The organism is Christiangramia lutea (assembly GCF_022489035.1).
GTDB lineage: Bacteria > Bacteroidota > Bacteroidia > Flavobacteriales > Flavobacteriaceae > Christiangramia > Christiangramia lutea.
Genome location: NZ_JAKVTV010000004.1, coordinates 163,148 through 190,138 on the forward strand (window position 1 = coordinate 163,148; position 26,991 = coordinate 190,138).

The following is a 26,991-nucleotide window of genomic DNA, read 5'->3' on the forward strand; positions in this document are numbered from 1 at the left end:
TTTTTTTGTTTAAAGAAGTTTTATGAAAATAATTAGATCAATATTTATAGTTTTTTGCCTGGGGCTCATTTCCTGTAAATCATCCAGGATAGTAGATAAACCAATAGAGTTTGAGCGAGATCGTATCGATCTTTCATTGGCCTATATGCAGGATCGCTATGGGCTTAAAAAAGCTGCACCTAAGATCGATCCAAAGATGATTGTATTGCATTGGACAGCAATTCCAACTCTTGAAGGTTCTTTTAATGCATTTAAGAACTCTACGCTGCCACAATCGCGGGAAGCTATTTCCGGAGCTAGTCAGCTTAATGTTTCTTCTCATTTCCTGGTAGACAGGGACGGCACTATTTATAGGTTAATGCCTGAAACTTTAATGGCTCGTCATGTAATTGGTTTGAATCATACCGCCATTGGAGTTGAAAATGTTGGAGGTACAGAAGAAACTCCTCTGACCGAAGCTCAGCTTCAAGCGAACATCTGGTTAGTGAAATACCTTAAGAAAAAATATGATATTGAATATCTTTTAGGTCATTATGAATATATCAATTTTGAAGATCATGAACTTTGGTTGGAAGTTGATGATGCTTATAGAACAAAAAAAACAGATCCAGGAAAACAATTCATGCAAGATGTTCGTAAAGCTGTGAAAAATCTTAATTTTAAACCGGTTCCAGAAAAATAGAGATATGAAAAAGAATATTTTAAGCCAGCTTTTGCTCTTGGTATTTGTTCTTGCAGGTGTAAAGACTGAAGCGCAGAATGTTCAATTTGCTCAAGATCTTGAAGCTGAATATGAGCAATTCAGGGAAGAGAATATAAACTCAAGAAGATTTAAACACGATGATATTCTTCCTCTTATCGAGAATTATAATGGACAGCAAGGTTTTCAAGTTCAGGAGGTGGGAGAATCTATAGAAGGCAGAAGTCTTCACCTGGTAAGTTTAGGTAAAGGTGAAACCGATGTTTTTCTCTGGTCGCAGATGCATGGAGATGAATCCACCGCTACCATGGCAATTTTCGATATTCTGAACTTTTTTGAATCTGGTGAATTCGAAGAGGAAAAAGCAGAGACGCTCTTAAATTTAAAAATTCACTTTCTGCCAATGTTAAACCCAGACGGTGCCGAAAAATTCACTAGACGTAACGCCCTGGGAATCGATATTAACAGGGATGCTTTAAGACTCCAGTCTCCAGAAGCAAAAACTTTAAAAAGAATTAGGGATAGTCTTGATGCAGATTTTGGTTTTAATCTGCATGATCAAAGCAAATATTACAACGCGGAAAGAACTGAAAAGCCTGCAACAATTTCCTTTCTGGCTCCGGCCTACAATTATGAAAAGGATATCAATGAGGTTCGTGGAAATGCCATGAAAGTAATTGTTCAAATGAATAGAGTTCTTCAGAAGTTCGCGCCGGGTCAGATAGGTAGGTATAATGACGATTTTGAGCCAAGAGCTTTTGGTGATAATATTCAGAAATGGGGAACCAGTACTATTCTTATAGAATCCGGAGGTTATCCTGATGATCCCGAAAAGCAGGAAATTCGAAAACTGAACTTTGTGAGTATACTTTCTGCCTTATATGCTATTGCAACCGAAGATTATAAATCTGCTGAAATTTCAGATTATGAGAATATTCCGAATAACGACAGGATGTTATTTGACCTAAAGGTAACCGCAATTAATTATAAGTTGAATGGAGAGTCTTATATTCTTGACCTGGGAATAAACAGGTTTGAAAATGATTTGAGTGGTAATTCTGAATTCTATTATTCAGGAAGAGTGGTGGATCAGGGGGATCTTTCCACGAGCTACGGTTATGAAAAGATTGACGCATCTAGTATGGAGTTTAAATTCGGTAAAGTTTATCCTGATAAAGTAACTTCGGAAGAAGAGCTGTCTAAACTTGATCCGAAGGAACTTTTAAAAAAGGGATATGCCTATATTACTGTAGATTCCACGCTATTGGATAATAGTCATTCAGATTATCCTCTTAACCTGGTTTCTGAAGGGTTTGCTCCGAAAAATGAAATTCTTAAACCAGGAATAGCCGCAAACTTTTTCCTCTACAAAGATGGGAAGGTAGAGTATGCTGTTATCAATGGTTTTATTTCAGACCTGGAAGATCCCGTGAAGCAAATTAAGAACAGCCTTATTCTTAAATAGGTATGAAATTTTTATTCGGTCTGGGTTCTTTATTTTAGAAGTACAAGTTTGCTTATCTTTGCAGGCTATGATTTCAGAAGAGACAAAAGAGCTGGTAGATAGAGGTATAATGCTTCCGTTGATGGAAGAATTCTATACTATTCAGGGGGAAGGATATCACAAAGGAACTGCGGCCTATTTTATAAGGATTGGTGGTTGTGATGTAGGTTGCCACTGGTGTGATGTGAAGGAAAGCTGGGATGCTGAGGTTCATCCGCCAACGCATATTGGTCAGATCGTTGAAAATGCAACCAGATATAGTAAAACCATTGTTATTACCGGTGGAGAGCCTTTAACCTGGGATATGACTGAGTTGACCGGAAATCTAAAAAAGCAGGGTTGTGATATTCATATTGAAACTTCCGGTGCGTATGACCTTACCGGAACCTGGGACTGGATTTGTCTTTCGCCAAAAAAAATCAAACTTCCTAAACCTGAAATTTATTCAAAAGCCCATGAGCTTAAAGTGATTGTTTTCAATAAACATGACTTTAAATTTGCCGAAGAGCAAGCAGCCAAGGTAAGTGAAGATTGTATTCTTTATTTACAGCCTGAATGGAGTAACCGGGAAAAAATGATTCCGATGATCGTTGATTATGTCATGCAAAATCCTAAATGGAAAGTCTCGTTACAAACACATAAATATCTTAATATCCCATAAAAAAAACGCCCTCTAGGGGCGTTTTCAATTTAAATCTCTTTACTCTTCTAATTAGCGTTTTTAAACGGAACTTTTACATAGCTTTCGTCCCATCCAATTAAAAGATCTGCTCCATCACCAGATTCCTGAAATGCCATAGATAGCGATTCGATTGTATTAGGCGCCTGTCTTACAGGAACCGTAATTCTTACCTTGTCTTCTTTTTCAGAATATTCGTAGGCTCCCCAGGTATTGGTCTTGCTGTTAAGAATTACCGTCCATTCTGTTTCACCAGGTATGGTATAGAGGGTATAGGTGCCTGCATCTATAACTTCATCTGCAACTTTCATCTTTTTATAAAGAGTAAGTTCAGTAGCTTCGTTAGCTCCGGTTCTCCAGACTTCACCATATGGAATAAGTTTTCCGAAGATCTCACGATTTCTTTTTTGAGGACGGCTATAAATAACTCTGGCTACTGCCGCATCGTCCTGATCTTTGTACATTGCTAGATCCATTGGGCTGGCATCCATTTTTGAAAATTTCAATTCCTCTTTAGAGAAATTTACTTTATCATCCTCCTGTGCATTTGTAGGGTTAGATATAAATAAACAAATAGCGCTTAAACTTCCTATAATAAGCCTTTTCATAAGTTTTGTATTGATTTATAATTTTTAATAAAGATAAATGAAGCATCCTGTAGGCCTTGTTAAAAAAGAATAAAGGTGCTGTTAAAGTTTACTTTTTTACGAATGAAAGAATTCTAGCTATATTTTAAATTTATACTTATAAATTATATCTAAATAACACATATTGGTATAATATAAATACTTATTAGTGGTTTATTGTTTTATGTAGATAAGTATAACTACATATTTGTATTATAATTATAAATAATATAAGTCATGTGTGGAATTTTAGCAGTTATCGGAAAAGACATTGAAGCAAGCAAAATAAGTGCTCTTTCTAAGAGAATGTCTCACAGAGGACCCGATGAAAGCGGATTAAAAATTACAGAGAAAGGTTATGTTCTGTCTCACGAACGTCTTTCAATTGTAGATCTAACAACAGGAATTCAGCCTATTAAGGGAACCAATTCAGCATGGATGGTTCACAATGGTGAGATCTATAACCACATGGCGCTTAGAAATAATGAACTGAAAGATCATAGCTTTAGGACTACCGGGGATTCCGAGGTGATCGTTCATATGTATGAAAAATTCGGTTATGATTTTGTGGATAAACTTGATGGGGTATTCTCTTTCGTAGTGGTAGATGGAGATGATTTCATTGCGGGGAGGGATCCAATTGGGGTGAAGCCGCTATATTATGGTACAGATGAGTCTGGAGCAATGTGGTTTGCTAGCGAGATGAAAGCACTTGCTGAAAGTTGTGTTGAATTCTCAACTTTTCCTCCAGGTCATTATTACACTCCTTCAACTGGTTTTGTAAGATATTATACCCCGGAATGGTTTGATTCAGAAAGAGCTGTTCAGCCAGGCGATCTTACGAAATTAAGAGAAAGTTTAATTGAGGCGACCAGGAAAAGATTGATGGCAGATGTGCCTTTAGGTGTACTTCTTAGTGGAGGTTTGGATTCATCTTTAACCTCTTCAATCGCAGCTCGTTTAATGCAAGGTTCAGGTCAAAAATTACATTCCTTTTCTATAGGATTGGATTCTGAAGCTCCAGATCTTGTTGCGGCAAGGAAAGTAGCAGAATTCCTGGGAACAGAGCATCATGAAATCCATTTTACGGTTGAAGAAGGAATCGAAATATTAAGCAAATTGGTATGGCATTTAGAAACTTATGATGTTACTTCTATCAGGGCTAGTACTCCTATGTATTTTCTATCTAAAGCGATCGCAGATAAAGGGATCAAAGTTGTGCTTTCGGGAGAAGGTTCAGATGAAATTTTTGGAGGATACCTATATTTCAAAAATGCGCCTTCCGCAGAAGAATTTCAAAAAGAGACTATAAGAAGGGTGCAAAGGTTGGCGACCGCTGATTGTTTAAGAGCCGATAAATCTACGATGGCTCATGGTCTCGAGGCAAGGGTTCCGTTTTTGGATAAAGCCTTTTTAAAGACGGCTATGGAGATGGTTCCAGAGGAAAAAATGCCAAAAACCTATGACGGTGTTGAAAAGTATATACTCAGAAAGGCATTCGATACGCCTGAAAAACCATTTTTACCCGATGAAGTGCTGTGGAGGCAAAAAGAACAGTTTAGTGACGGAGTTGGATATAGCTGGATAGATCAGCTTATAGAATACGCCTCTGCGCAGATAAGCGATGTGCAAATGGAAACAGCTGCCTTGAAATACCCGGTAAACACTCCTATGACTAAGGAGGCTTATTTCTATCGTGAATTGTTCCATAAACATTTCCCTCAGGATTCAGCGGCCAAAACGGTAAAAAGATGGATCCCGAAATGGCAAAAAGACCTTGATCCTAGTGGAAGGGCTAACGAAACTCATGTAGCTCCTGGAATGAAAAAAGAGATGCAAAAAGTTTAATTTGACCGACCCTACAACTCTGAAACCCGGAACCGGAATTAATACTTCTGGCTTTCGGGTTTTTCCACATAATTTGTTGATAACTTAAGGTGTTATAAGGTTGCTTCAACCTGTTAAAAATATGCGAATTGTTATATTTGTTCGTTATCCAAAATAGACGAAATTAATTAGCATATATATGAGCGAAGAAGCTAAGAAACATAATTATTCCGCCGACAGTATTCAGGCACTGGAGGGCATGGAGCATGTTCGTATGCGGCCTTCAATGTATATTGGGGATACAGGCGTTAGAGGTCTGCATCATTTGGTATATGAAGTTGTTGATAACTCGATAGATGAGGCCCTTGCTGGACACTGTGATAATATAAAAGTTACCATCAATGAGGATAATTCCATAACCGTAGAAGATAACGGTAGGGGAATTCCTATTGATATGCATAAAAAAGAAGGAGTTTCCGCACTTCAGGTTGTAATGACCAAAATTGGTGCCGGGGGTAAATTTGATAAAGATTCTTATAAGGTTTCCGGTGGTCTTCACGGGGTTGGTGTAAGTTGTGTGAACGCACTTTCTACCCACCTTAAGGCGACCGTTTATAGAGATAATAAGATTTGGGAGCAGGAATACGAGATCGGAAAGCCAATGTATCCTGTGAAACCTGTTGGTGACACTGAGCTTAGTGGTACTTTAGTAACCTTTAAGCCAGATCCATCTATTTTTACTCAGACTCTTGAGTATAATTATGATACGCTTGCCAGCCGTATGCGTGAGCTTGCATTCCTTAATAAAGGGATTAGGATCAGTTTGACGGATAAAAGAAATAAGGAGGAAAATGGAGAATTTGTTCATGATGACTTCCATTCAGAAGAAGGTCTGAAAGAATTTATAAAGTTTCTTGATGGGAATCGTGAGCCGATCATTGGAGAAGTGATCTCTATGGAAGGCGAAAAGAATGAGATTCCGGTCGAAGTCGCCATGATATATAATACTTCATTTAATGAGAATCTTCACTCATATGTGAATAATATTAATACTCACGAGGGAGGAACGCATCTGTCAGGATTTAGAAGAGGGTTAACTACCACTCTAAAAAAATATGCCGATGCATCCGGATTGCTGGATAAAGTGAAGTTTGAAATTACAGGGGATGATTTCCGTGAAGGACTTACGGCGATTATATCTGTAAAAGTAGCTGAGCCACAATTTGAGGGTCAGACTAAAACGAAGCTGGGTAACCGTGAGGTGACTTCAGCTGTGTCTCAGGCGGTTTCAGAAATGCTTGAGAATTATTTAGAAGAAAATCCGAATGATGCTAAAACCATTGTTCAAAAAGTAATACTTGCTGCGCAGGCTAGAAATGCCGCGAAAAAAGCCCGTGAAATGGTTCAGCGTAAGACTGCCATGAGTGTTGGTGGCTTGCCTGGGAAATTATCAGACTGCTCAGAGCAGGATCCGGAACAATGCGAGGTTTTCCTTGTTGAGGGAGACTCGGCAGGGGGGACGGCCAAGCAGGGCAGGGATCGTAAGTTTCAGGCAATTCTTCCGCTTAGAGGTAAGATCTTAAACGTGGAAAAAGCCATGTCTCACCGGGTTTTTGATAACGAGGAGATCAAAAATATCTACACTGCTTTAGGTGTGACTATAGGTACCGAAGAGGATAGCAAGGCGCTAAACCTTTCGAAACTTAGATATCATAAGATCGTGATCATGTGTGATGCCGACGTGGATGGTAGCCACATTGAAACCTTGATTCTAACTTTCTTCTTTAGATATATGAAAGAGTTGATAGAGAATGGACACATCTATATCGCAACTCCGCCGCTTTACCTTGTGAAAAAAGGTCAGAAAAAAAGGTATGCGTGGAATGAAAAGGAACGTGATGAGATCGCTGCCGAATATAGCGGAGGAGTCCAGATCCAGAGATATAAGGGTCTTGGGGAAATGAATGCGGAGCAACTTTGGGATACTACCATGGATCCAAACTTCAGGAAACTAAGGCAGGTGAACATCGATAATGGAGGAGAGGCAGATAGAATCTTCTCTATGCTGATGGGGGATGAAGTGCCTCCTAGACGAGAGTTTATTGAAAAAAATGCTAAGTATGCTAATATTGATGCATAATTGCAACTGAAATTTTTATAGAAGACCCACACCTAAAATACTAAGTGTGGGTTTTTTTTATCCGAATAAAATCTGAGAATTATATTTTATTATTTTTACCAATACTAAACCCAATTTATCGTGAAAAATCTTACCTCTATATTCCTTCTTGGGATTCTTTTGTGTACGAACTCATTGATGGCTCAGGATGAACCATCAGATCTGGATCTATTTGTAAATGATATGCTTTTTCTAGCCGATGGTTTTGCTTCACCGGCATCAGAAAGTGCAGCTTATCAGGCAACAGCTGGATGGTTTACTTCTGCGAGAGCGCTGGAAAAATGGAAAGTAGATGTTTCATTACATGGCAATGCTATTTTTGTTCCGTCGAGTAAAAAAGAATTCACTTTAAATAATAACGATTTTCGTATTCTGCAAATTGTAGGTGATGACAGAGCATTAGTACCGACAGCATTTGGAGCCTCAACCGATATACAGTTTGAAGGACAGCGAAATATTGTGATTGAGGAACAGGATGATTTACCATTAGTGCCGCCGGGAACTGAAATACCTATTTCTTCATTTGATGCAATTGATGGAATTGATAAAGGGGCATTAGTATATCCATTTGCTCAGGTATCAGTTGGGTTGCCTTATGGTACAGAGATTGGGGTTAGAGCTTTACCGTCCATGGAAATAGATGGATCGGAGTTTAGTACATATGGTGTTGGGATTAAGCATAATTTTAATCAATACTTTAGGTTTGATGATGAAGAAAACCTTCAGGTGGCAGCGATATTATCTTATAATATTTTTGATGTTAAGTATGAGTTTGATCCAATCTCGATTGAGCAGGTGGTTCAGTTAGACCTAATAGATGTTTCAGCGAATGTTTGGATGGCAGAAATTCTTGCTTCTAAAAAGTACGAAAATTTTGAAATATTTGGTGCTCTGGGGGTGGCTCAGTCTGATTTCGCATATGAGTTTGGTGGTAGTGGTATAGCACTTTCTCGATTAAATACTGAGATGACCAGGTTGAATGATAAAGAAGCTCAATTTAAAGGAGATATTGGTTTCAATCTTTATTTTAATCGATTTAAAGTTTCTACCATGGCTACTGCAGGGAAATTCGTAAATGTAAATTTAGGTCTACACTTTATACTGTAACAGACTGATTTAACCATTCCTTATTATTATTACTGCCTCATTATTCGTAATTTCGCAGTCAATATTAATAGAAATCAAATAATATTTTAACATGAAAGTTACCATAGTAGGAGCAGGTGCCGTAGGTGCCAGCTGTGCCGAATATGTTGCCATCAAAAATTTTGCTTCAGAAGTTGTTCTGCTTGATATAAAAGAAGGTTATGCCGAAGGTAAGGCAATGGACCTTATGCAAACTGCAACTCTTAATGGCTTCGATACAAAAATAAGCGGAAGTACAAACGATTATTCTAAAACCGCAAATTCTGATATCGCTGTAATTACCAGCGGAATTCCAAGAAAGCCAGGGATGACTCGTGAAGAATTAATCGGGATCAATGCAGGTATCGTTAAAGAGGTTTCTTCAAATCTTATCAAGCATTCACCAAATGTTACCTTAATCGTTGTAAGTAACCCTATGGATACAATGACGTATTTGGTACATAAAACTACCGGTCTTCCAAAAAATAAGATCATTGGTATGGGTGGAGCTTTAGATAGTGCTCGCTTTAAGTACAGGTTGAGCGAGGCTCTTGAATGTCCTCCTTCAGATGTTGACGGAATGGTAATAGGTGGGCACAGTGATACAGGAATGGTTCCTCTTACAAGATTGGCTACCAGAAATTCTGTGCCGGTGAAAGCTTTTCTCTCTGAGGAAAGACTAAATCAGGTAGCAGAGGATACCAAAGTTGGTGGAGCAACTCTTACCAAGCTTTTAGGTACCAGTGCATGGTATGCTCCAGGAGCGGCTGTGTCTGGATTGGTTCAGGCAATCGCATGTGACCAGAAAAAAATGTTCCCATGTTCTGCTCTATTGGATGGTGAGTACGGATTAAATGATCTTTGTATAGGTGTGCCGGCAATTCTTGGTAAGGACGGATTGGAGAAGATTGTGGAGCTGCAATTAGATGATGCCGAGAAAAATAAGATGAAAGAAAGCGCAGAAGGAGTTAAAAAAACCAACGGATTACTAGACGTGTAATTTTTTTAGCAAATTCTTTTAAAAATACCCTGAAAAGCCACAGTTTTTGTGGCTTTTTTGTTGGCTTTAAAAGTTAAAATTATCCAAAAAAAAATATTGGGATTTGATAATTGAAGTCCTATATTTGTCCGTTTTTAAAATAGACCTAATAATCAATAATTTGAGGAATAATGCAGAATAAAGGACTGATTAAAGTTTTTGCAATTTTGTTTGGGCTGGTATGTCTTTATCAGCTGTCTTTTACGTTTATAACAAATAATGTTGAGACTGATGCAGAGGAATTTGCCGTGAACCAATTTGGCGAAGATGTAGAGAACTACTCTGAACTTCGTGACCAGGCCGAGGCCAGGTATTTAGATTCTATCGGTAATGATGAAGTTATTGCGGGGATTACCTACAATGATGCGAAGGACAAGGAGCTTAATAAAGGGCTTGACTTAAAAGGAGGAATCAACGTGATCCTTCAAATTTCGGTTAGAGACATTTTAAGCGGACTTGCGAACGATTCAAAAGATCCTGCTTTTAGAAAAGCGATCGCTGAAGCAGACGAAGCACAGACCGATAGCCAGGAAAACTATGTAGATCTTTTCTTTGAGGCTTTCAACAACATCCCGAATGCAGAACTTGCATCTCCGGATATTTTTGCAAATAAGACTTTAAGTGATGAGATCAACTTTAATATGTCTAATGAAGAAGTTGAACCAATCATCCGTAGAAAAATTGATGAGTCTATTACTTCGGCTTTCGAAGTTTTAAGAAAGCGTATCGATAAATTTGGAGTTACTCAACCAAACATCCAGCGTCTTGGAAACTCAGGAAGAATTCTTGTTGAATTACCAGGTGCAAAGGATATAAGCAGGGTAAAAAATCTTTTACAGAGTACTGCGCAGTTAGAATTCTGGCACGTATATAAGAGTAATGAACTAGGAAATTTCCTTGTTCAGGCGAATAACAGACTTGCAGAGATGAAGCGTTCTGAGGATGTTTCTTCTGAAGAAGCTGTAGATTCTACAGATACCAGTGGTGACGAAGAGATCGATGAGCTTTTAGCTGAATCAGAAGATAGTACTGAAGTAGAAACTGGAAACAATCCACTTTTCGACCTTATTGTTTCTCCTGGTTATCAAGGAGGTCCGGTACTTGCAACTTTTAAGGTTCAGGATACTGCGCAGGTTATGGATTACCTTCAAAATCCTCAGATTCGTTCATTGCTACCTTCAGAATTAAGATATGCTAAATTCGTTTGGGGAGTGGCAGACGAGGAAACTCAAACCACGGGACTCTATGCATTGCGAGGAAACCGTAATATGGAGCCACCATTAAGTGGTAGCGTGATCACCGATGCCCAGCAGACATATGATCAGCTTGGAAGAATTGCAGTTAGTATGCAGATGGATGGTACAGGAGCGAAGATCTGGGAAGATATGACCGGACGAGCTTCTAATGAGCAAAGCCAGATCGCCATTGTTCTTGATAATATTGTTTATTCTGCCCCTGGTGTTTCTACTGGACCTATTTCTGGTGGTAGAAGTGAAATTTCCGGAGATTTTTCAATTACAGAAGGTCAGGATTTAGCGAATGTTCTACGTGCGGGTAAACTTCCTGCTTCCGCAGATATCATTCAAAGTGAAGTTGTAGGGCCATCTCTTGGTCAGGAAGCTATAGACAGCGGTATTAACTCTTTTGGAATTGCTTTGATCCTGGTTCTTATCTGGATGATTCTTTATTATGGTAAAGCTGGACTTTTCGCAGATGTTGCCCTTGTAGTAAATATTCTTTTCATTTTTGGAGTACTTGCAGGACTTGGAGCTGTATTAACACTTCCAGGTATCGCCGGTATTGTTCTAACAATTGGTATGTCGGTTGATGCGAACGTACTTATCTTCGAAAGGATCAAGGAAGAACTTGCTAAAGGAAAGGCTCAGCGAGATGCCATTAAAGATGGTTTCAATAATGCCTTGTCATCTATTCTTGATGCGAATATCACCACAGGTTTAACTGGTTTAATATTATTCCTACTTGGAACAGGTCCTATTAAAGGTTTTGCCACTACCTTATTAATCGGTATTGCAACATCCTTATTTACGGCAATTTTTGTAACCAGGTTATTTATTGATGGGTATGGTAAGAATGGTAAATCACTTGATTTTACTACTTCAATAACCAAGAACCTGTTTACAAATATGAATATCGATTTCCTTAAGAAAAGGAAAGTCGCTTATATCGTTTCAGGATTATTTATCGTGATTAGTATCGGGTCTCTGTTTACTCAAGGTCTAAACGAAGGTGTGGATTTTGTTGGAGGTAGAACTTATACTGTAAGATTTGCAGATGATGTAAATCCAACTGAAGTTCAGAGTGATCTTGTTGCTACTTTTGGAAGTGCCGAGGCCAAGACTTTTGGTCCTGATAATCAGTTGAAGATTACTACAAAATATAAAGTTGATCAAGAAGGTGCTGAAGTAGATGAAGAAATCCAGAGATCTCTTTATGAGTCTCTTGGTTCTTACTTACCTGCAGGCCTAACTTACGATGAATTCGTAGATGGCGATGATAATAAACAGGTAGGGGTGATGAAATCTATGAAAGTAGGTGCTACCATTGCTGATGATATTAAAAATGCTTCTTTCTGGGCTGTATTAGGATCACTAATTGTTGTATTCCTTTATATTCTATTGCGTTTCCGTAAATGGCAATTTAGTTTAGGAGCGGTTGCTGCAGTATTCCATGATGTTCTTGTGGTGCTGGGTATCTTCTCTTTACTATATAAAGTAATGCCTTTCAATATGGAGATAGATCAGGCGTTTATCGCAGCCATATTAACCGTAATAGGTTACTCACTGAATGATACCGTGGTTGTTTTTGACAGGATTAGAGAGTACGTTAATGAACATACAAGCTGGCCTCTAGGTAAAACAGTGAATTCAGCTATTAACAGTACCGTTAGCAGAACTTTGAATACCTCGCTTACTACCTTGGTAGTATTACTTGCGATCTTCATCTTCGGAGGTGAAAGCATCAGAGGGTTTATGTTCGCGCTTATTGTTGGTGTGATCGTAGGTACTTATTCTTCGATCTTCATCGCAACCCCGGTAATGTTCGATAGCGTGAAGAAGAAGTCTTCAATTCAGAAGAAAGAAAAACCTAAGACTGAAGAAGCAGCTACTGCTTAAAAGGTTATAGTTTGTTAGAATATAAAAAAGGCTTTCCAATCGGAAAGCCTTTTTTAGTATTTATAGTTTTTAAATTATGGTAGAGTAAATACCTTAATTTTAGAAATTTTTAATTCGTTTTATTGAAGCTTGCTAAAATCTATTCGATCACCATCTTCAATTCCCCACTCATCTGAAAGCCCACCATTAATCTCCAGGACAAATTTAGTTGGCCCGTCTGATGGTAAAGAAGTTTCATCTCTTGGAGTAGCATTCTTTTGAATACTTACCAGGGTACTATCTGCATCGTAATAAATAATATCAAGTGGAATGTAAGTGTTCTTCATGTAGAAGCTTCTAACTCTTTCCGTATCGTAAATGAATAACATTCCCTGGTCATCTTCCATGCTTTCTCGGTACATCAAACCAGTTTGATGTTCGTATGGAGTTTCAGCAAGTTCGATATCCAGCTTCCTTAGAGTATCACCAGAGGCTTTTATAAGATATAATTCACCTTCTTTGGTAAAGGTGATAGGATCGGTTTCAATAGAATCTTCCTTGTTATCTTCCTCGCATGAGGTTAGAGAGAAACTTAAGAATAGAGCCAGGCTTGCCAGGTTTAAAAATCTTCTTTTCATACTATTTTTTGTTTTGTAGGTCGGTACATGAAATAAAGCCCCGCGATCACAAAAGGAATACTAAGCCACTGACCGGTATTGAGTAGCCAGTTGGCACGTTCACCTACTTGTGGTTCTTTAATGAACTCTATAAAGAACCTAACGGTCCATAAAAGCACAAGAAACAGACCAAATATATATCCTTGTTTAAAACGTTTTTCAGTTTTCCAGTAAATGAACCATAAAATTAAGAATATGGCCAGGTAGCAGGCAGACTCATATAGCTGGGCTGGATGCCTTGGAAAATCTTCCCCTAATTTTTCAAATATCACCCCATAATCTGAATTTGTTGGTTTGCCGATTATTTCAGAATTAATAAAATTCCCAATTCTTACGAAGATTGCTCCGCTGGCAACAGGTATTACAATCCTGTCCAGGATCCAAAGAACTGGTTTCTGAATGATCCTTTTTGCATAAAGATACATGGCGACAATGATACCTATGGCAGCACCATGACTGGCTAATCCTCTGAATCCGGTAAATTCAAATTCTGGTTCGAATCTAACCGGTAGAAAGATTTCTAAAAGGTGATTTTGAAAATATTCCCAGTCGTAGAAAATTACATGTCCCAGCCTGGCACCTATAAGAGTGGCTAGAACGGTATATATAAATAGAGAATCTAGTTTTTCTATTGCTACGCCTTCCCTTGTATAAATACTTTTCATAATATACCATCCAAGGGTAAAAGCAATTATGAACATTACGCTATAATAGTGAATAGTGAAAAATCCTAGATCCAGTCCCTCTGAAGGATTCCAGTGAATGGCATTAAGCAGCATAGTTGATTTTTTGATTAGGCGTAAATATACATATTTGCCTTTTCTTTAACCCTTTTTGCTGTCTGATTTTCCTGGTACGGGGTCGTAACCGGAACCGCCCCAGGGGTGGCAGCTGGCAATTCGTTTAAGCCCGATCCAGAATCCTTTGATGGCTCCGTGAACTTTTATGGCTTCCAGCATGTATGTGGAACATGTGGGATGATATCTGCACGAAGCTGGAGTTAAAGGTGATATGAACTTCTTGTAGAACTGAACTAATGCGGTCAATATTTTACTCAACCATCGGTTCAGCATAATAAAAGATTATTTTACAGAAAAAGTAGTTCCTTCTTTTCCATCTTTTAATTGAATACCCATCTCCTGTAACTGATCTCTTATCTGGTCGCTTAAAGCGAAATTCTTATTATTTCTGGCTTCCGCCCTTAATTTGATAAGTAGTTCAATTGTTCCGGCGAGCTTTTCTTCACCATTACTATTTTCTGAAACCGAATCCTTTAGGCCAAGAATGTCGAACATAAATGCATTCATTGTTTGCTTTAGATGTTCCTTGTCTTCTTCGGTGATAACAATTTTACCTTCTTTAATTCCATTAATGGTTTTAACAGCATCAAATAATTTTGCAATTAAAATAGGGCTGTTAAAATCATCGTTCATGGCATCATAGCAGGATTGTTTCCATGCCGCCAGATCGAAATTCGTCTTATCAGATAATGGCAAGTCATCTATAGCATGATAAGCGTCCATTAATCGGTTGAAACCTTTCTCACTTCCAAGTAAAGCTTCACTTGAAAAATCAAGAATGCTTCTGTAATGCGCCTGAAGTACAAAAAATCTCACCACATTTGGTGAAAATGCTTTGGTTAGGACATCATTATTTCCGCTGAAAATCTGTTCCGGTAAAATGAAGTTACCGGTACTTTTAGCCATTTTTTTACCATTCAGGGTAAGCATATTCGCGTGCAGCCAATAATTTACCGGTGACTTTCCAGACGCGGCTTCTCCCTGCGCGATTTCACATTCGTGATGTGGGAATTTCAGATCCATTCCGCCGCCATGAATATCAAATTCTTCACCAAGGTACTTGGTGCTCATTACGGTACATTCCAGGTGCCAGCCTGGAAAACCATCACTCCATGGAGATGGCCACCTCATGATATGCTGTGGCTCAGCTTTTTTCCATAAAGCGAAATCCTGCGGGTTTCTCTTGTCGCTTTGTGCGGTAAGTTCCCTTGTGTTGGCGATCATATCCTCAATGGCTCTACCACTCAGTTTTCCATAAGAATGATCATTATTGAATTTTAAAACATCAAAATAAACAGATCCGTTGGCTTCATAGGCATAGCCGTTTTCAAGTATGGTCTTGATGATCTCTATTTGCTCTACGATGTGCCCTGTTGCAGTTGGTTCTATGCTTGGAGGTAGATTGTTGAATTTCTGAAGAATATTATGGAAATCTACCGTGTACTTTTGAACTACTTCCATTGGCTCGATCTGTTCCAGTCTGGCCTTTTTAGCAATTCTGTCTTCACCGCTATCAGCATCATTTTCGAGATGACCGGCATCGGTAATATTCCTTACATAGCGTACTTTATATCCAAGATGTTTCAGGTATCTGAAAACCAGGTCGAATGAAATAAATGTACGGCAGTTACCAAGGTGTACATTACTGTAAACAGTAGGTCCACACACATACATTCCCACATTTCCTTCATTAATAGGGGTGAAAACTTCCTTTTCACCGCTCATGGAATTATAAAGTTTCAGGCTTTGTTCCTGGTATAGCGCCATGTAATAAGAGTTTTTGATTTATTAGAACGATGTGTCTAATTTAATATAATCCAGAAATTCTCGTCTAATTTCTTTTTGTTTGAAGGCTCCTCCAAATTCACTGGTAACTGTGCTGCTTTCAATATCACGAATTCCCCTGCTATTTACGCATAAATGCTTTGCGTCTACTACGCAGGCAACATCTGGGGTTCCAAGTACGTTTTGTAGTTCATGAACTATTTGCATGGTCATTCTTTCCTGCACCTGCGGCCTTTTTGCGAAATAGTCTACAATACGATTCATTTTAGAAAGACCTACAACCGTACCATTTGAGATATAAGCTACGTGAGCCTTTCCTACTATTGGTAAAAGGTGATGCTCACAGGTAGAATAAACAGTTATGTTCTTTTCCACAAGCATCTCACCATATTTATATTTATTCTCAAAAGTGGATGCTTTAGGCTTTCTCTTGGGATGAAGACCAGAAAAAATTTCATTTACAAACATTTTCGCGACTCTCTGCGGAGTTCCCTTAAGACTATCATCTTCAAGGTCTAGACCCAAAGTGTCCAGAATATTCTTTACATCCTTTTTAATAAGGGCAATCTTCTCTTCATCACTTAAGTTGAATGCATCTTCTCTAAGGGGAGTGTTCGCGCTACTACCAGCATGGGCATCGCCCATCTCTTCAATTTCGTTCAATATTTTGTCTATTTTCATGCTTTTTTGCAATAATAGTCGGTTAAAACCGTATTGGCTTGCAAAGATACATATTTATAAGGTTTTGGCAGTATTCAAAATTCAATAAGCCTGAAGGCCTCTTCTGCTTTATATTTTATATTTTGCACTGGTTAAGGTGATAACTGGAATGAGGGAGCATTTGAAAACAATTCTATTTCTCTTAAGTGGGTTCTTATCCAGTAATTTTGGATTCGCCCAGGGAGCGCTATGTTCAGATATTGAACCTTTTTGCGCAGGAGAGGAGCGTCTTACTTTCCCTAATTCTAATTTTACCAATAGTAATCAGCTTAATGGTGAACTGGGGCCAGATTATGGATGTCTTGACGAACAGCCGTATCCAGCATGGTTCTTTCTTCAGATTGAAGAAGCTGGGGATCTAACATTCAGGATTTCTCAATATGAAAATCCTAATGGTACCGGTGCTCCCCTTGATGTAGACTTTGTTGTTTGGGGGCCTTTTGAAAGGGGAGATGAATACTGCAATAGCAATGCCTTAAGTGCAGATAAGATCATAGACTGCAGTTACCTTCCAGACGCTGTGGAAACCATGAGAATTCCAGATGCCGAGGCAAATAGTATTTACGTGGTGGTGATCACTAATTTTGAACAGGTGCCTGGTTTTATAAGCCTTGAGCAGACAAATACCGGGCAGGGGGGGTCTACAGATTGTTCCATTCTTCAGCTCGATCTTGGGGATAGTATTTCAGTCTGCGATGAGTCGGAATATGTTTTGGATGGAACTACAGATGAGGCAAGTTCTTATGAATGGTTCATTTTTAATGAAAATTCGCAGGAATACGAAGCAATACCCGGAGAGAATGGTCCAACCTTGACGGTTACCGAGTCTGCAAATTATAAATTGATTGTGACAGACGATATCGAAGATAAATCTGAAGAAGATGATGTAACTGTTACCTTTTATAATAGCCCCAGTATTGGCGAGGTTTCCAGTTTGGCTGTGTGTGATCTTGAGTCTGATACTATAGACCTCACGGAAAATTTTAATGATCTAATTCAGCCTAATGAGGGAGATGATTACGAAGTTCTTTACTACGAAAGTTCTGCTGATGTAACCGACGGGAATTTTATCAGTCAACCTGAGATCTATCCTTTCGAGGAAGGAAAAATCATTTACGCCGAAATTATTGATATGGAAAGTGGATGTACTTCTCCAGTAGAAGATTTTGAACTGAAAATTTTTGATTTTCCTGATCTTGGTCTTGACGAAACCACTATTTTTTGCGTAACTAGAAATCAAGTTTTACTGGAGCCGGTGGAGGTAGGGGATGATCTTGGAGAAGATTATTCTTATGAGTGGTATATTGATGAGACGTTAATTAGTTCAGATCCTGTAGTTGATTTTCAGGATTTGCCATCTGGAACATCTCTTAGGGCGGAAGTTACACACGCCGAATCTGGGTGCCAGGTGTCTTTCAATACTCTAATTGCTCCTGTTTCAGCTCCTGAAAACGTTCTTATTGACATTTCAGGTTCAGATTTTGGTGATGGTTATACCGTAACGGCCGAGCCTGAAAATTTTATAGGGGGTGAATTTGCCGAATTCGAATTCAGATTAGATAATGGCACCTGGCAGGATAGCAATGTTTTTAATCAGGTTAAACCTGGAAACCATACGGTTACAGCCCGGGAGATCAACGGGTGTGGGGCTACTACCAGTGAAAACTTCTTTCTTGTTGGTTACCCTAGGTTTTTTACGCCAAATTCAGATGGGTATAACGATAACTGGAATTTAATTACAGACAGTAATATCAGTATTAAAACACTGTATGTTTTTGACCGCTATGGGAAATTAATTACTCGCGTAGATCCTGATAATAAAGGTTGGGATGGAACCTATAACGGGCAAGACCTTCCCGCCGACGACTACTGGTTTCGTGTGGAATTCATCGATGAGAAAACAGGTAGGCATCAGGAGTATATATCTAACTTTACCTTGATGCGCAGCAGGTAAATTTCTTTAATAAATTCATTTTCATTTTTACAGGCCGAAGGTCAGCGAAACTACAAAATTTGATAAGTCACGGTCTATATAGGTTGGATTGATGGTTCCTGTGGTGCCATCGCTATAATTGGCGTAACTATATGCAAGATCTACATTGAAATTTCCGAAACTGTAACCCAAGCCTCCGGTATATCCTGTAAGGTCTCCCGCATTATTTTTATCCTCAAACGGACTTTCTTCAAACCTATAGCCTGCCCTCATGCTAAAGTTCGCAATGCGATATTCACCTCCAACTCTAAATGTTGAAACGGATTTCATTTCGTTTGAAATAACGTCATTAAGATCCCCGAATTCAATATCATAATTAGACCTGAATTTAATATTTGAGAAATCCTGCCAGCTGTAATCAAAACTTATAAGTCCTTTTTTACCAAATAAATAGGCGAAACTTCCATTGAGTTTAGATGGAGTTCTGAACTGGTATTCAGGATAAACATTAATAATCTGCGGAGCTACCCTTACAAACTCGTCTAAGGAGCTATTGGTTTCAAGATACTGCGTACTCTCTTCTCTTACGGTATACCAGGTAGGAGAATCATAAGTGAAGCCAACACGTATATTTTCTGTAGCTTTGGCAATACCACCTAATTGAAAAGAAAATCCGTCACCGTTGGTATAAAGATCATTGCCGAAATATACTTCGGTGGTTTCACTACCTTCGTTACTATTCGTTTCTCCAAATTCTGTAGAATTCTCATAATTGATAAAATGGGAATTCAAGTTTAGTCCCAGGTATAGAAAGTCTTTATATTGTGTACCGAAATTAAAAGTGAGTTTTCCCTTCATTCCGTAGGCTGCATATCTATATCGCTGATCAAAACTTCCAGGACTGATCAGGGAGAAATATTCGGTATTTTCAGGATTTTCAGATTCCGGTTCAATTATGTAACCCTGATATCCCAGGAAAGCTTGTTGTGCAGCATAGCCTTCATTTTCGCCTAAAAAAGAATATAGGTCTGATATTGTTTCATTATCTCTTAACTGCAAAAGATCTAATGGTACTCCATTGGCATAATTCAGAAAATACTGATCTATAGAATTATTTGAGGAACCTTGAACGAAATAATTCTCCTCATAATCTAATTCTGTGTTATAATTGACACCGATCGAAAATTTTCGCCAGTCATTGTTTTCGTTTCCGGTAAATACAAAAACACCACCTACGTTATTAAGATCGAAATTGCTTTCTCCTCTACTTCCAAATCCATCATTAAATCTAATGTCATTTTCGAGATCTCGGTAGTTCAAACTAACGGTTGCACTGCTAGATAGAAAAACTGCCGATGATGCCGGATTAAGAGCCATGGCAGATATGTCTCCACCCAGAGCGCCAAAAGCACCACTCATTGCCATAAACCTGGCGGTTCCTGTAAGTTCATTGTCTGAATATCTATAGGCGTCCCGAAGGTCTTGGGCGTTGATAGCAGGAGTAATGGATATTAGGAACAGGAGTAATATTCTTTTCATCTTCAGAAATCTTTTATTTATAAAAAAACCTTACAGGAAAGCACCTATAAGGTTTTGTTCATTTTAATGATTATTATCGGTTTCCACCACGACCACCACCTCTTGATGATCTACCCCCACCTGAACTTCGGCTAGCTCCTGAACTTCTTGAGCTGGATGATCTTGTAGCTGAACTACTACTCCTGCTACGAGAAGATGAAGATTGATAAGATCTGCCACTGCTGCTCCTGCTTTGAGTAGAGCGTTGATAAACAGGGGAACTACTTCTGCTCCTGCTATAGGAGTTATAAGATCTTCCAGAGTCAGTTCTGCTGGTAGATCTGGTATAAACTCTTGAATTATCTCCAACACTTCTACTGGTTCTTGAAGCGCGATCTGCGGAAACCCTAGGGTTTCTTATATCTCTAATACTTCTTGAGTAAGAACTTCTTTGGTTCTGATTACCTCTATAAGTGGTAGCATTTGAGCTTCGTCTTCCTCTATTGTATGAATAGCGGTCGTTATGATGATAATTGTACTGGTAATTATTATAGTAAGGGTAATAATATCCCGGATAGCCCCAGCCCCAGCCTATACCGAAGCCCCAGCCGCCGTAACCCCAGCCACCGCCGTAGGCCCATCCAGCTCCCCAACCTGGACCCCAAGGTCCCCAGTTAGGAAAGAACGGATCCCAGAATGGATCATACCATCCGCCGCCATACCAGCCGCCCCAGCCCCAGCGAGGACCTAATCCCCAAGGTGAATAGAACCCGCCAAAACCATTATTTATTACGGTAATCGAGTAAGTATCTGGATCTTCACCCCAAGGTGCGTTTCCGCCAACGTATGCAACGTCCCCGCCAACTTCTGAATAATCTTCATATCCATCATTGGAGCTATAACTGTCTACGTCTGTAAAAACTTCATTTTCCAGAACTTCACCAACCATTTCAGATTGCTGTGCAAACAGGTTTTTATAATAATTGGAATTGTTATTTGGTCTTACCTCGTTATTCTGTGTTTGTTCCTGCTCCCAGATCCCGGGTCTTGATTCTCCGTAAATTCCATCTGCTTCATAACCGGAGTACTGATACGAACCACACGATACCAGGGTGAAAAACACCACGGGAATCATTAGTAGATTCATTGTATTTCGAAAGAGGTAGTAAAAATCCATTGGTAATTCTTTTTATTGTTGGGCATTCTAAAAATAGTTAGTTTTGCCCGAACGGTTAGTATACACTACTGTTAGAAGTTACAAGTTTTATGCCAAATAACAAGATATGGGTAAGAATTTAACGAAGCGAAGCGAGGACTATTCAAAGTGGTATAACGAATTGGTTGTAAGAGCCGATCTGGCTGAAAATTCGGCCGTTCGGGGATGCATGGTGATAAAGCCTTATGGTTTTGCCATATGGGAAAAAATGCAGGCCGAACTTGATAGGATGTTCAAAGAAACCGGTCATCAAAATGCCTATTTCCCGCTATTCGTTCCTAAGAGTCTTTTTGAAGCTGAAGAGAAAAATGCTGAAGGATTTGCCAAGGAATGTGCGGTAGTAACCCATTATCGTTTGAAGAATGATCCGGATAAAGAGGGGAAACTAATGGTAGATCCGGAAGCCAAACTAGAGGAGGAGCTGGTAGTAAGGCCAACTTCCGAGGCTATTATTTGGAATACCTATAAGAACTGGATACAATCCTATCGAGATCTACCGATCAAAATTAACCAATGGGCCAATGTGGTGCGTTGGGAAATGAGAACCAGGTTATTTCTTAGAACTGCGGAATTTCTCTGGCAGGAGGGTCATACGGCACATTCTACCAAACAGGAAGCACTGGAGGAGACAGAACTAATGAATAATATCTATGCTGAATTCGCCGAAAATTTTATGGCAATCCCAGTGGTTAAAGGTGCAAAAACCGAAAATGAACGTTTTGCCGGGGCTTTGGAAACTTACTGTATCGAGGCTCTAATGCAGGATGGTAAGGCTTTGCAGGCTGGAACTTCGCATTTCCTGGGACAGAATTTTGCAAAAGCTTTCGATGTGAAATTTGCAACCAAGGAAGGCGGACTCGAAAATGTCTGGGCTACTTCCTGGGGAGTATCAACCAGACTTATGGGGGCTCTTATTATGACCCATAGTGATGACAATGGTTTGGTGTTACCTCCAAATTTGGCGCCAATACAGGTTGTGATAGTGCCTATATACAGAAATGAAGAGCAATTAAGCCAGATCTCAGAGGTGGCTAATCAGTTAGTAAAAGACCTTAGAGCCGTTGGGGTTACGGTTAAGTTTGACGATAACGATAATCAGAAGCCAGGCTGGAAATTTGCTCAATATGAATTACAGGGTGTACCGGTTAGGTTGGCGCTTGGACCCAAAGACCTGGAAAAGGGAACGGTTGAGCTTGCCAGAAGAGACACGCTTACCAAAGAATTCGTTAATCGGGATGAGGTTGTTGAAAAAGTGAAGAACTTAATGACCGAAATTCAGGATAGCTTATTTGAGAAGGCAAGAGAATATAGAGATGAACATATTACCGAAGTAAATACTTTTGAAGAATTTAAAAAGGTGCTGAAAGAGAAAGGCGGGTTTATATCTGCGCATTGGGATGGCACTTCGGAGACAGAAAACAAGATCAAAGACCTTACAAAGGCTACTATTAGATGTATTCCGTTCGAAAGAAAAGATGAAGCCGGAGAGTGCGTTTTAACTGGAAAACCATCTGAAGGAAGAGTGCTTTTTGCAAAGGCCTATTAATTTTTTTAATTTTTTTTGCCGAACATTTGCGGCATTATAAAAAAGTTGTATTTTTGCATCCGCATTTGAAACAAAACGGTCCGTTCGTCTAGGGGTTAGGACGCCAGGTTTTCATCCTGGTAACAGGGGTTCGATTCCCCTACGGACTACGAAATAAAACACTGCGAAAGTGTTTAGTTAAAAGCAACAATTTTAAGTTGCAAATTGAAATAAATAATGGTCCGTTCGTCTAGGGGTTAGGACGCCAGGTTTTCATCCTGGTAACAGGGGTTCGATTCCCCTACGGACTACTTTTAAAAAACATTTAAATAGTAATTGAAATGGCAAATCACAAGTCAGCGTTGAAGAGGATTCGTAGCAATGAGACTAAGCGTCTAAGAAACCGCTACCAGCATAAAACTACAAGAAACGCGATCAAAAAATTGCGTGACGCCGATAAGAAAGAGGCTGAGGCTATGTTGCCTTCTGTAATTTCTATGATCGACAAATTGGCTAAGAATAATATTATTCACGATAATAAAGCTGCTAACCTAAAGTCAAACTTGACTAAGCACGTCGCAGCACTTTAATTTTAGCAGTGTTCAATTTATTAAAGAATGCTTTTCGGTTTCCGGAAGGCATTCTTTTGTTGCTACAATTTAAAATACCGAAACCCCTGTTAAGGTTGTAAACCTTTCCAATGCTTTCATGCCTAACTCAGAATTTCCTTTTTCATTCAGAATCGGGCTCCATACAGCTACTGAATAATTTTTTGGGTGAATAGCTACGATTCCACCTCCTACACCACTTTTACCGGGCAAGCCTACCTGAAAACTGAATTCTCCAGCCTCATCATAGAACCCACAGGTTTGCATTAGCGCATTTATTCTTTTTACTGTTTTAGGCTTTAGAATCTTTTCATCTGTATCCAGAAGCCTTCCCCGATTGGCGAATATCATAAATGCTTTAGAAAGATCTTCACAAGACATGGCCAGCGAACATTGATGAAAATAGAAGTCTACAATAGGCTCTACATCACACTTGATGTTTCCAAGGGCCTTGATATAATTTACAAGAGCGATATTTCTATAACCAGTAGCTTTTTCAGAAGCAGCTACGGTTTTGTCATAATCTATATCTGGGTCACCTGTAATATGCCTTACGAATTCCAAAAGCTCTTTTTTAGGGTCATCCAGTTGGTCTACCAGGATATCTGAAATTACCAAAGCTCCTGCATTAATAAATGGATTTCTGGGAATTCCGCTTTCATATTCTAGCTGGGTAAGACTATTAAAAGGATCACCAGAGGGTTCAACATCCACACGGTCCCAAAGATCTTCTCCCATTAACCTCATAGCCATGGCCAGCGTGAATACTTTAGAAATACTCTGAATAGAAAAATTCTCCTTACTATCTCCAAAGCAAAAGTGTTGTTTGTCCCCACAATAAACATGCATACCGAATTTTTTTCGGTCTATTTTGGCAAGTTCCGGAATGTAGGAAGCTACTTTTCCTTTTACATCCCGGTAGCTCATTTCATCATGAATGGTATCTAGGATTTGCTGGTAATCCATATTAATTTAAATCGGTTAAATCTGTTCCTGTCTCTATTTCGAAAGGTACTTTATCCTTTTTGAAAACTCTTGCGTTCAGGTCCCCTTTTAACGTAACTTTATTATCCTTCAGTTCAAGCCAACTTCCCTCTCTTAGTCCAATAACAGGCTGAGAGTTTAACCCATGAAATTCTTTAATTCTCGTTTCTCTGGTTTCACCTTTATGCTCTGAATTTGGGTCTGGATCTAGATAATGCGGATTGATGTTAAATGGAACTAATGCAAGAGTTTGAAAAGAAGGAGGATAAACTATGGGCATATCATTAGTAGTCTGCATGCTTAATCCTCCTATGTTAGTTCCCGCACTAGTACCCAAATAAGGTGTTCCGTTTTTAACAGCTTCCCTTAGTGCGTTCATGACCTTGTTCCTGTATAATTCCGAAACCAGTAAAAAAGTGTTTCCGCCACCTGTAAATATTCCTTTGGCCTTCTTGATAGCTTTAGCCGGGTTTTCAAATTCATTGATTCCCTTTACCTTAATTCCAGCCTTCAAAAATGCTTCAGCTGCTTTTGAGGTATATTCCTCGTGCGAGATGCCGCCGGGCCTGGCGTAAGGAATAAAAAGAATTTCATCTATATTTTTATAGAGTTCTGAAAGCTGAGGAATTAAATATTCCAGGTATTCCTGGTTATGTAAGGTTGAAGTACTTGCAAGTATGGCTTTGGTCATTGTTTTTATGGTAAAATTAGGTAAACAGATGTATTAACAAAAGTTTACATTCTATTATAAGCGAAATGGAAATATCTGTCGTTATAAATTACCGAATACTAACCGATTCACCTTGATTTTTAAAAATACTTTAAGGCTTTTAACCTTAATTTTTATGCTTCTCCTGTTCGAGACAAATGTGTTTTCGCAGGAGACGAAATTATTACTGGGGCAAATTCTTACCGATAGTGTCCCGGCAGAAAATGTTCATGTGGTGAATTTAAATCTCATGAAGGGAACAACCAGTAATCAATCTGGTGCTTTTACGATCGAGGTTAAAATGGCAGATACACTATTTTTTTCCTCTGTACAATTTGAAAATAAAGAAGTGGTTGTTGACGAGCTGAACTTTCAATCTGGAAATATTATAGTAAAACTATCAGCAGCCAGGAATGAATTACCCGAAATCAGTCTTTCAGATCTCAGGCTTAGTGGGCACCTTGATACAGATCTGCCTAGGATCAATTACTTTAAGAGGGAGAAATTTGGAATACCATATCCAGAAAAAAGACTTAGTCAAACCGAAAGGAGGTTGTATACGGCGAATGCCAATATAACAAGTAGATGGCAATATATTGGGGTTTTACTTGGCGGGGTTCCTATAGATGTGATAATGAATGACATTAATGGCAGAACAAAATATTTAAAAAACCTGGCAAAAAGGGAGAAATTACAAGTAGATGTGCAGCGGGGGATAGACCTGCTCGGGAAAAGCTTTTTCATTACGACCCTTAATCTACCAGAATCGGAAATCGAAAATTTCGTTTTTTACTGCACGATGTATCCTGAATTTTTTGAATATATAGAATCATCAAAAATCCTTGAACTTATTGAATTTTACGAGTCTAAAACCGAAGGATTCATTAATCTAAGACAAATTAATGACCCTAAAACAGACTAGCCTAAAATCTTTTTTTTTGATTGTAGTTCTCTTTACCTGCTTTCAGTTCTATGAAAGCCGGGCGCAGGAGAGGAAACTCCTTGATGGAGTAGTTTTAATTGATAGTACGGGTGTTGCCGGAGGAATTCATGTAGTGAATCTCAGCGCTGAAACGGGAGCCTCTACAGATGCAAACGGAAATTTCAGAATAATGGCTAAAACCGGGGATACACTGTTTTTTTCTTCAATACAATTCCAGCATAAAAGAATTATAATAGAGCAATCTTCTTTTAATAGTGTTCTGAAAGTTAAACTTGTAGAAAAGTTCAATGAGCTTGATGAAGTTCAGCTTGATGACATAAGATTGTCTGGATTTTTATCTGAAGATCTGGATAAAGTACCAAAATCGATCTACGAAAAATTGGGGATGCCTTTTCCGAAACCAAGAAGGAGCAGCCTGGAACTAGCGGCTCATTCTGCAAGGAACGGTGGAAGTATAAGTACGATTATTAATGCTTTAAACGGGAAGCTAAAGCAAATAAAAAAAGCTGAAGAAAATCATAAACGAACTGTCCTGGTGGAAGAAGGCCTATCTCTTGTAGGAAAATCTTTATTTAAATACCGGTTTGGGTTACCTGAAGAAGAGATCATCAACTTTCTGTACTTCTGCACTGAAGATAACGAATATTCTACTTTAGTGGCCTCAGAAAGTATAATGGAACTACTTGAGTTTTTTGAATCTAAGATAGATTCTTTCAAAGCATTACGTGAACTGCATTAAATTTCTTTTGTTTGTAAAATCATGAAAATCATCAATAAAACA

Annotated in this window: 23 protein-coding genes and 2 tRNA genes; 15 read left to right on the forward strand and 10 right to left on the reverse strand. The window is 38.9% G+C overall.

Annotated features, from left to right (window positions below; all coding sequences use genetic code 11):
- The first annotated feature begins 22 nt into the window (after positions 1-22).
- From ML462_RS12795 to ML462_RS12805, 3 genes are all read left to right on the forward strand, one after another.
- Positions 23-682, forward strand: a complete 660-nt coding sequence (locus ML462_RS12795; RefSeq protein ID WP_240714208.1) for an N-acetylmuramoyl-L-alanine amidase — start codon at positions 23-25, stop codon at positions 680-682.
- Positions 683-686: 4 nt separating this feature from the next.
- Entirely contained in the window at positions 687-2,165 is a 1,479-nt protein-coding gene (locus ML462_RS12800; protein ID WP_240714209.1) for a M14 family metallopeptidase, read from the forward strand.
- A 67-nt stretch (positions 2,166-2,232) separates the two neighbouring features.
- Complete coding sequence (locus tag ML462_RS12805) at positions 2,233-2,865, forward strand: 7-carboxy-7-deazaguanine synthase QueE (RefSeq protein WP_240714210.1); 633 nt, start codon at positions 2,233-2,235, stop codon at positions 2,863-2,865.
- Between the two features lie 47 nt (positions 2,866-2,912).
- Here the strand turns inward: ML462_RS12805 and ML462_RS12810 are convergent, their stop codons facing one another.
- On the reverse strand, positions 2,913-3,491 hold the full coding sequence (locus ML462_RS12810; protein ID WP_240714213.1) for a DUF2911 domain-containing protein: 579 nt from the start codon (positions 3,489-3,491) through the stop codon (positions 2,913-2,915).
- A 255-nt stretch (positions 3,492-3,746) separates the two neighbouring features.
- Here ML462_RS12810 and asnB point away from each other — a divergent pair, with 255 nt between their 5' ends.
- The 5 genes from asnB to secDF all read left to right on the forward strand — a co-directional run bounded on the left by asnB (position 3,747) and on the right by secDF (position 12,813).
- On the forward strand, positions 3,747-5,357 hold the full coding sequence (asnB, locus tag ML462_RS12815; RefSeq protein ID WP_240714214.1) for an asparagine synthase B: 1,611 nt from the start codon (positions 3,747-3,749) through the stop codon (positions 5,355-5,357).
- A gap of 178 nt (positions 5,358-5,535) precedes the next feature.
- Complete coding sequence (gyrB, locus tag ML462_RS12820) at positions 5,536-7,476, forward strand: DNA topoisomerase (ATP-hydrolyzing) subunit B (protein WP_240714215.1); 1,941 nt, start codon at positions 5,536-5,538, stop codon at positions 7,474-7,476.
- Positions 7,477-7,596: 120 nt separating this feature from the next.
- Positions 7,597-8,622, forward strand: coding sequence for a DUF6588 family protein (locus ML462_RS12825; RefSeq protein ID WP_240714217.1), 1,026 nt, complete (start codon positions 7,597-7,599; stop codon positions 8,620-8,622).
- A 91-nt stretch (positions 8,623-8,713) separates the two neighbouring features.
- Positions 8,714-9,640 (forward strand): malate dehydrogenase, encoded by a 927-nt coding sequence (gene mdh, locus ML462_RS12830; RefSeq protein WP_240714218.1) that lies wholly within the window; start codon positions 8,714-8,716, stop codon positions 9,638-9,640.
- Positions 9,641-9,810: 170 nt separating this feature from the next.
- Positions 9,811-12,813, forward strand: a complete 3,003-nt coding sequence (gene secDF, locus ML462_RS12835) for a protein translocase subunit SecDF (protein ID WP_240714219.1) — start codon at positions 9,811-9,813, stop codon at positions 12,811-12,813.
- A 119-nt stretch (positions 12,814-12,932) separates the two neighbouring features.
- On the opposite strand, the gene ML462_RS12840 is transcribed toward secDF, so the two are convergent.
- From ML462_RS12840 to folE, 5 genes are read right to left on the reverse strand one after another with little or no spacing between them, the layout of a single operon-like run.
- Positions 12,933-13,430 carry a DUF192 domain-containing protein gene (locus ML462_RS12840; RefSeq protein ID WP_240714221.1) on the reverse strand — a complete coding sequence of 166 codons (498 nt, stop codon included), beginning with the start codon at positions 13,428-13,430 and terminating at the stop codon, positions 12,933-12,935.
- Complete coding sequence (lgt, locus tag ML462_RS12845; RefSeq protein WP_240714222.1) at positions 13,427-14,248, reverse strand: prolipoprotein diacylglyceryl transferase; 822 nt, start codon at positions 14,246-14,248, stop codon at positions 13,427-13,429. Before lgt ends, ML462_RS12840 begins: the two co-directional genes overlap by 4 nt.
- A 45-nt stretch (positions 14,249-14,293) precedes the next feature.
- Positions 14,294-14,542: a membrane protein insertion efficiency factor YidD gene (gene yidD / locus ML462_RS12850; protein ID WP_240714224.1), complete on the reverse strand. Its 249-nt coding sequence runs from the start codon at positions 14,540-14,542 to the stop codon at positions 14,294-14,296.
- A 9-nt stretch (positions 14,543-14,551) separates the two neighbouring features.
- On the reverse strand, positions 14,552-16,036 hold the full coding sequence (cysS, locus tag ML462_RS12855; protein ID WP_240714225.1) for a cysteine--tRNA ligase: 1,485 nt from the start codon (positions 16,034-16,036) through the stop codon (positions 14,552-14,554).
- A gap of 21 nt (positions 16,037-16,057) precedes the next feature.
- The gene (folE, locus tag ML462_RS12860; protein WP_240714226.1) at positions 16,058-16,735 is read right to left on the reverse strand and encodes a GTP cyclohydrolase I FolE; all 678 of its coding nucleotides are present in this window, start codon (positions 16,733-16,735) and stop codon (positions 16,058-16,060) included.
- A 160-nt stretch (positions 16,736-16,895) separates the two neighbouring features.
- On the opposite strand from folE, the gene ML462_RS12865 reads away from it, so the two are divergent.
- Positions 16,896-18,728 carry a T9SS type B sorting domain-containing protein gene (locus ML462_RS12865; RefSeq protein ID WP_240714227.1) on the forward strand — a complete coding sequence of 611 codons (1,833 nt, stop codon included), beginning with the start codon at positions 16,896-16,898 and terminating at the stop codon, positions 18,726-18,728.
- 27 nt (positions 18,729-18,755) lie between these two features.
- Here ML462_RS12865 and ML462_RS12870 read toward each other — a convergent pair whose 3' ends face one another.
- Positions 18,756-20,246 carry an OmpP1/FadL family transporter gene (locus tag ML462_RS12870; RefSeq protein ID WP_240714228.1) on the reverse strand — a complete coding sequence of 497 codons (1,491 nt, stop codon included), beginning with the start codon at positions 20,244-20,246 and terminating at the stop codon, positions 18,756-18,758.
- Positions 20,247-20,319: 73 nt separating this feature from the next.
- Positions 20,320-21,372, reverse strand: a complete 1,053-nt coding sequence (locus ML462_RS12875) for a hypothetical protein (protein ID WP_240714229.1) — start codon at positions 21,370-21,372, stop codon at positions 20,320-20,322.
- 136 nt (positions 21,373-21,508) lie between these two features.
- Here ML462_RS12875 and proS point away from each other — a divergent pair, with 136 nt between their 5' ends.
- From proS to rpsT, 4 genes are all read left to right on the forward strand, one after another.
- Complete coding sequence (gene proS, locus ML462_RS12880; RefSeq protein ID WP_240714230.1) at positions 21,509-22,987, forward strand: proline--tRNA ligase; 1,479 nt, start codon at positions 21,509-21,511, stop codon at positions 22,985-22,987.
- A 77-nt stretch (positions 22,988-23,064) separates the two neighbouring features.
- Positions 23,065-23,136: transfer RNA gene (locus tag ML462_RS12885), tRNA-Glu, on the forward strand.
- A 69-nt stretch (positions 23,137-23,205) separates the two neighbouring features.
- Positions 23,206-23,277: transfer RNA gene (locus ML462_RS12890), tRNA-Glu, on the forward strand.
- A 30-nt stretch (positions 23,278-23,307) separates the two neighbouring features.
- Positions 23,308-23,556 (forward strand): 30S ribosomal protein S20, encoded by a 249-nt coding sequence (gene rpsT, locus ML462_RS12895; RefSeq protein ID WP_240714231.1) that lies wholly within the window; start codon positions 23,308-23,310, stop codon positions 23,554-23,556.
- 69 nt (positions 23,557-23,625) lie between these two features.
- Here the strand turns inward: rpsT and ML462_RS12900 are convergent, their stop codons facing one another.
- On the reverse strand, positions 23,626-24,540 hold the full coding sequence (locus tag ML462_RS12900; RefSeq protein ID WP_240714232.1) for a glutaminase: 915 nt from the start codon (positions 24,538-24,540) through the stop codon (positions 23,626-23,628).
- Between the two features lies 1 nt (position 24,541).
- The gene (gene pepE, locus ML462_RS12905; protein ID WP_240714233.1) at positions 24,542-25,249 is read right to left on the reverse strand and encodes a dipeptidase PepE; all 708 of its coding nucleotides are present in this window, start codon (positions 25,247-25,249) and stop codon (positions 24,542-24,544) included.
- Between the two features lie 154 nt (positions 25,250-25,403).
- Between pepE and ML462_RS12910 the strand changes: the two genes are divergently transcribed.
- The gene (locus ML462_RS12910; RefSeq protein ID WP_240714234.1) at positions 25,404-26,189 is read left to right on the forward strand and encodes a carboxypeptidase-like regulatory domain-containing protein; all 786 of its coding nucleotides are present in this window, start codon (positions 25,404-25,406) and stop codon (positions 26,187-26,189) included.
- Positions 26,190-26,205: 16 nt separating this feature from the next.
- Positions 26,206-26,949, forward strand: a complete 744-nt coding sequence (locus ML462_RS12915; protein ID WP_240714235.1) for a carboxypeptidase-like regulatory domain-containing protein — start codon at positions 26,206-26,208, stop codon at positions 26,947-26,949.
- The last annotated feature ends 42 nt before the right edge of the window (positions 26,950-26,991 follow it).

Bases quoted from the DNA above. Each gene is read 5' to 3' on its own strand.
- ML462_RS12795 (WP_240714208.1), top strand. From the start codon at position 23: ATGAAAATAATTAGATCAATATTTATAGTTTTTTGCCTGGGGCTCATT.
- ML462_RS12800 (WP_240714209.1), top strand. From the start codon at position 687: ATGAAAAAGAATATTTTAAGCCAGCTTTTGCTCTTGGTATTTGTTCTT.
- ML462_RS12805 (WP_240714210.1), top strand. From the start codon at position 2,233: ATGATTTCAGAAGAGACAAAAGAGCTGGTAGATAGAGGTATAATGCTT.
- ML462_RS12810 (WP_240714213.1), bottom strand. From the start codon at position 3,491: ATGAAAAGGCTTATTATAGGAAGTTTAAGCGCTATTTGTTTATTTATA.
- asnB (WP_240714214.1), top strand. From the start codon at position 3,747: ATGTGTGGAATTTTAGCAGTTATCGGAAAAGACATTGAAGCAAGCAAA.
- gyrB (WP_240714215.1), top strand. From the start codon at position 5,536: ATGAGCGAAGAAGCTAAGAAACATAATTATTCCGCCGACAGTATTCAG.
- mdh (WP_240714218.1), top strand. From the start codon at position 8,714: ATGAAAGTTACCATAGTAGGAGCAGGTGCCGTAGGTGCCAGCTGTGCC.
- secDF (WP_240714219.1), top strand. From the start codon at position 9,811: ATGCAGAATAAAGGACTGATTAAAGTTTTTGCAATTTTGTTTGGGCTG.
- ML462_RS12840 (WP_240714221.1), bottom strand. From the start codon at position 13,430: ATGAAAAGAAGATTTTTAAACCTGGCAAGCCTGGCTCTATTCTTAAGT.
- lgt (WP_240714222.1), bottom strand. From the start codon at position 14,248: ATGCTGCTTAATGCCATTCACTGGAATCCTTCAGAGGGACTGGATCTA.
- yidD (WP_240714224.1), bottom strand. From the start codon at position 14,542: ATGCTGAACCGATGGTTGAGTAAAATATTGACCGCATTAGTTCAGTTC.
- cysS (WP_240714225.1), bottom strand. From the start codon at position 16,036: ATGGCGCTATACCAGGAACAAAGCCTGAAACTTTATAATTCCATGAGC.
- folE (WP_240714226.1), bottom strand. From the start codon at position 16,735: ATGAAAATAGACAAAATATTGAACGAAATTGAAGAGATGGGCGATGCC.
- ML462_RS12870 (WP_240714228.1), bottom strand. From the start codon at position 20,246: ATGAAAAGAATATTACTCCTGTTCCTAATATCCATTACTCCTGCTATC.
- ML462_RS12875 (WP_240714229.1), bottom strand. From the start codon at position 21,372: ATGAATCTACTAATGATTCCCGTGGTGTTTTTCACCCTGGTATCGTGT.
- proS (WP_240714230.1), top strand. From the start codon at position 21,509: ATGGGTAAGAATTTAACGAAGCGAAGCGAGGACTATTCAAAGTGGTAT.
- rpsT (WP_240714231.1), top strand. From the start codon at position 23,308: ATGGCAAATCACAAGTCAGCGTTGAAGAGGATTCGTAGCAATGAGACT.
- ML462_RS12900 (WP_240714232.1), bottom strand. From the start codon at position 24,540: ATGGATTACCAGCAAATCCTAGATACCATTCATGATGAAATGAGCTAC.
- pepE (WP_240714233.1), bottom strand. From the start codon at position 25,249: ATGACCAAAGCCATACTTGCAAGTACTTCAACCTTACATAACCAGGAA.
- ML462_RS12910 (WP_240714234.1), top strand. From the start codon at position 25,404: ATGCTTCTCCTGTTCGAGACAAATGTGTTTTCGCAGGAGACGAAATTA.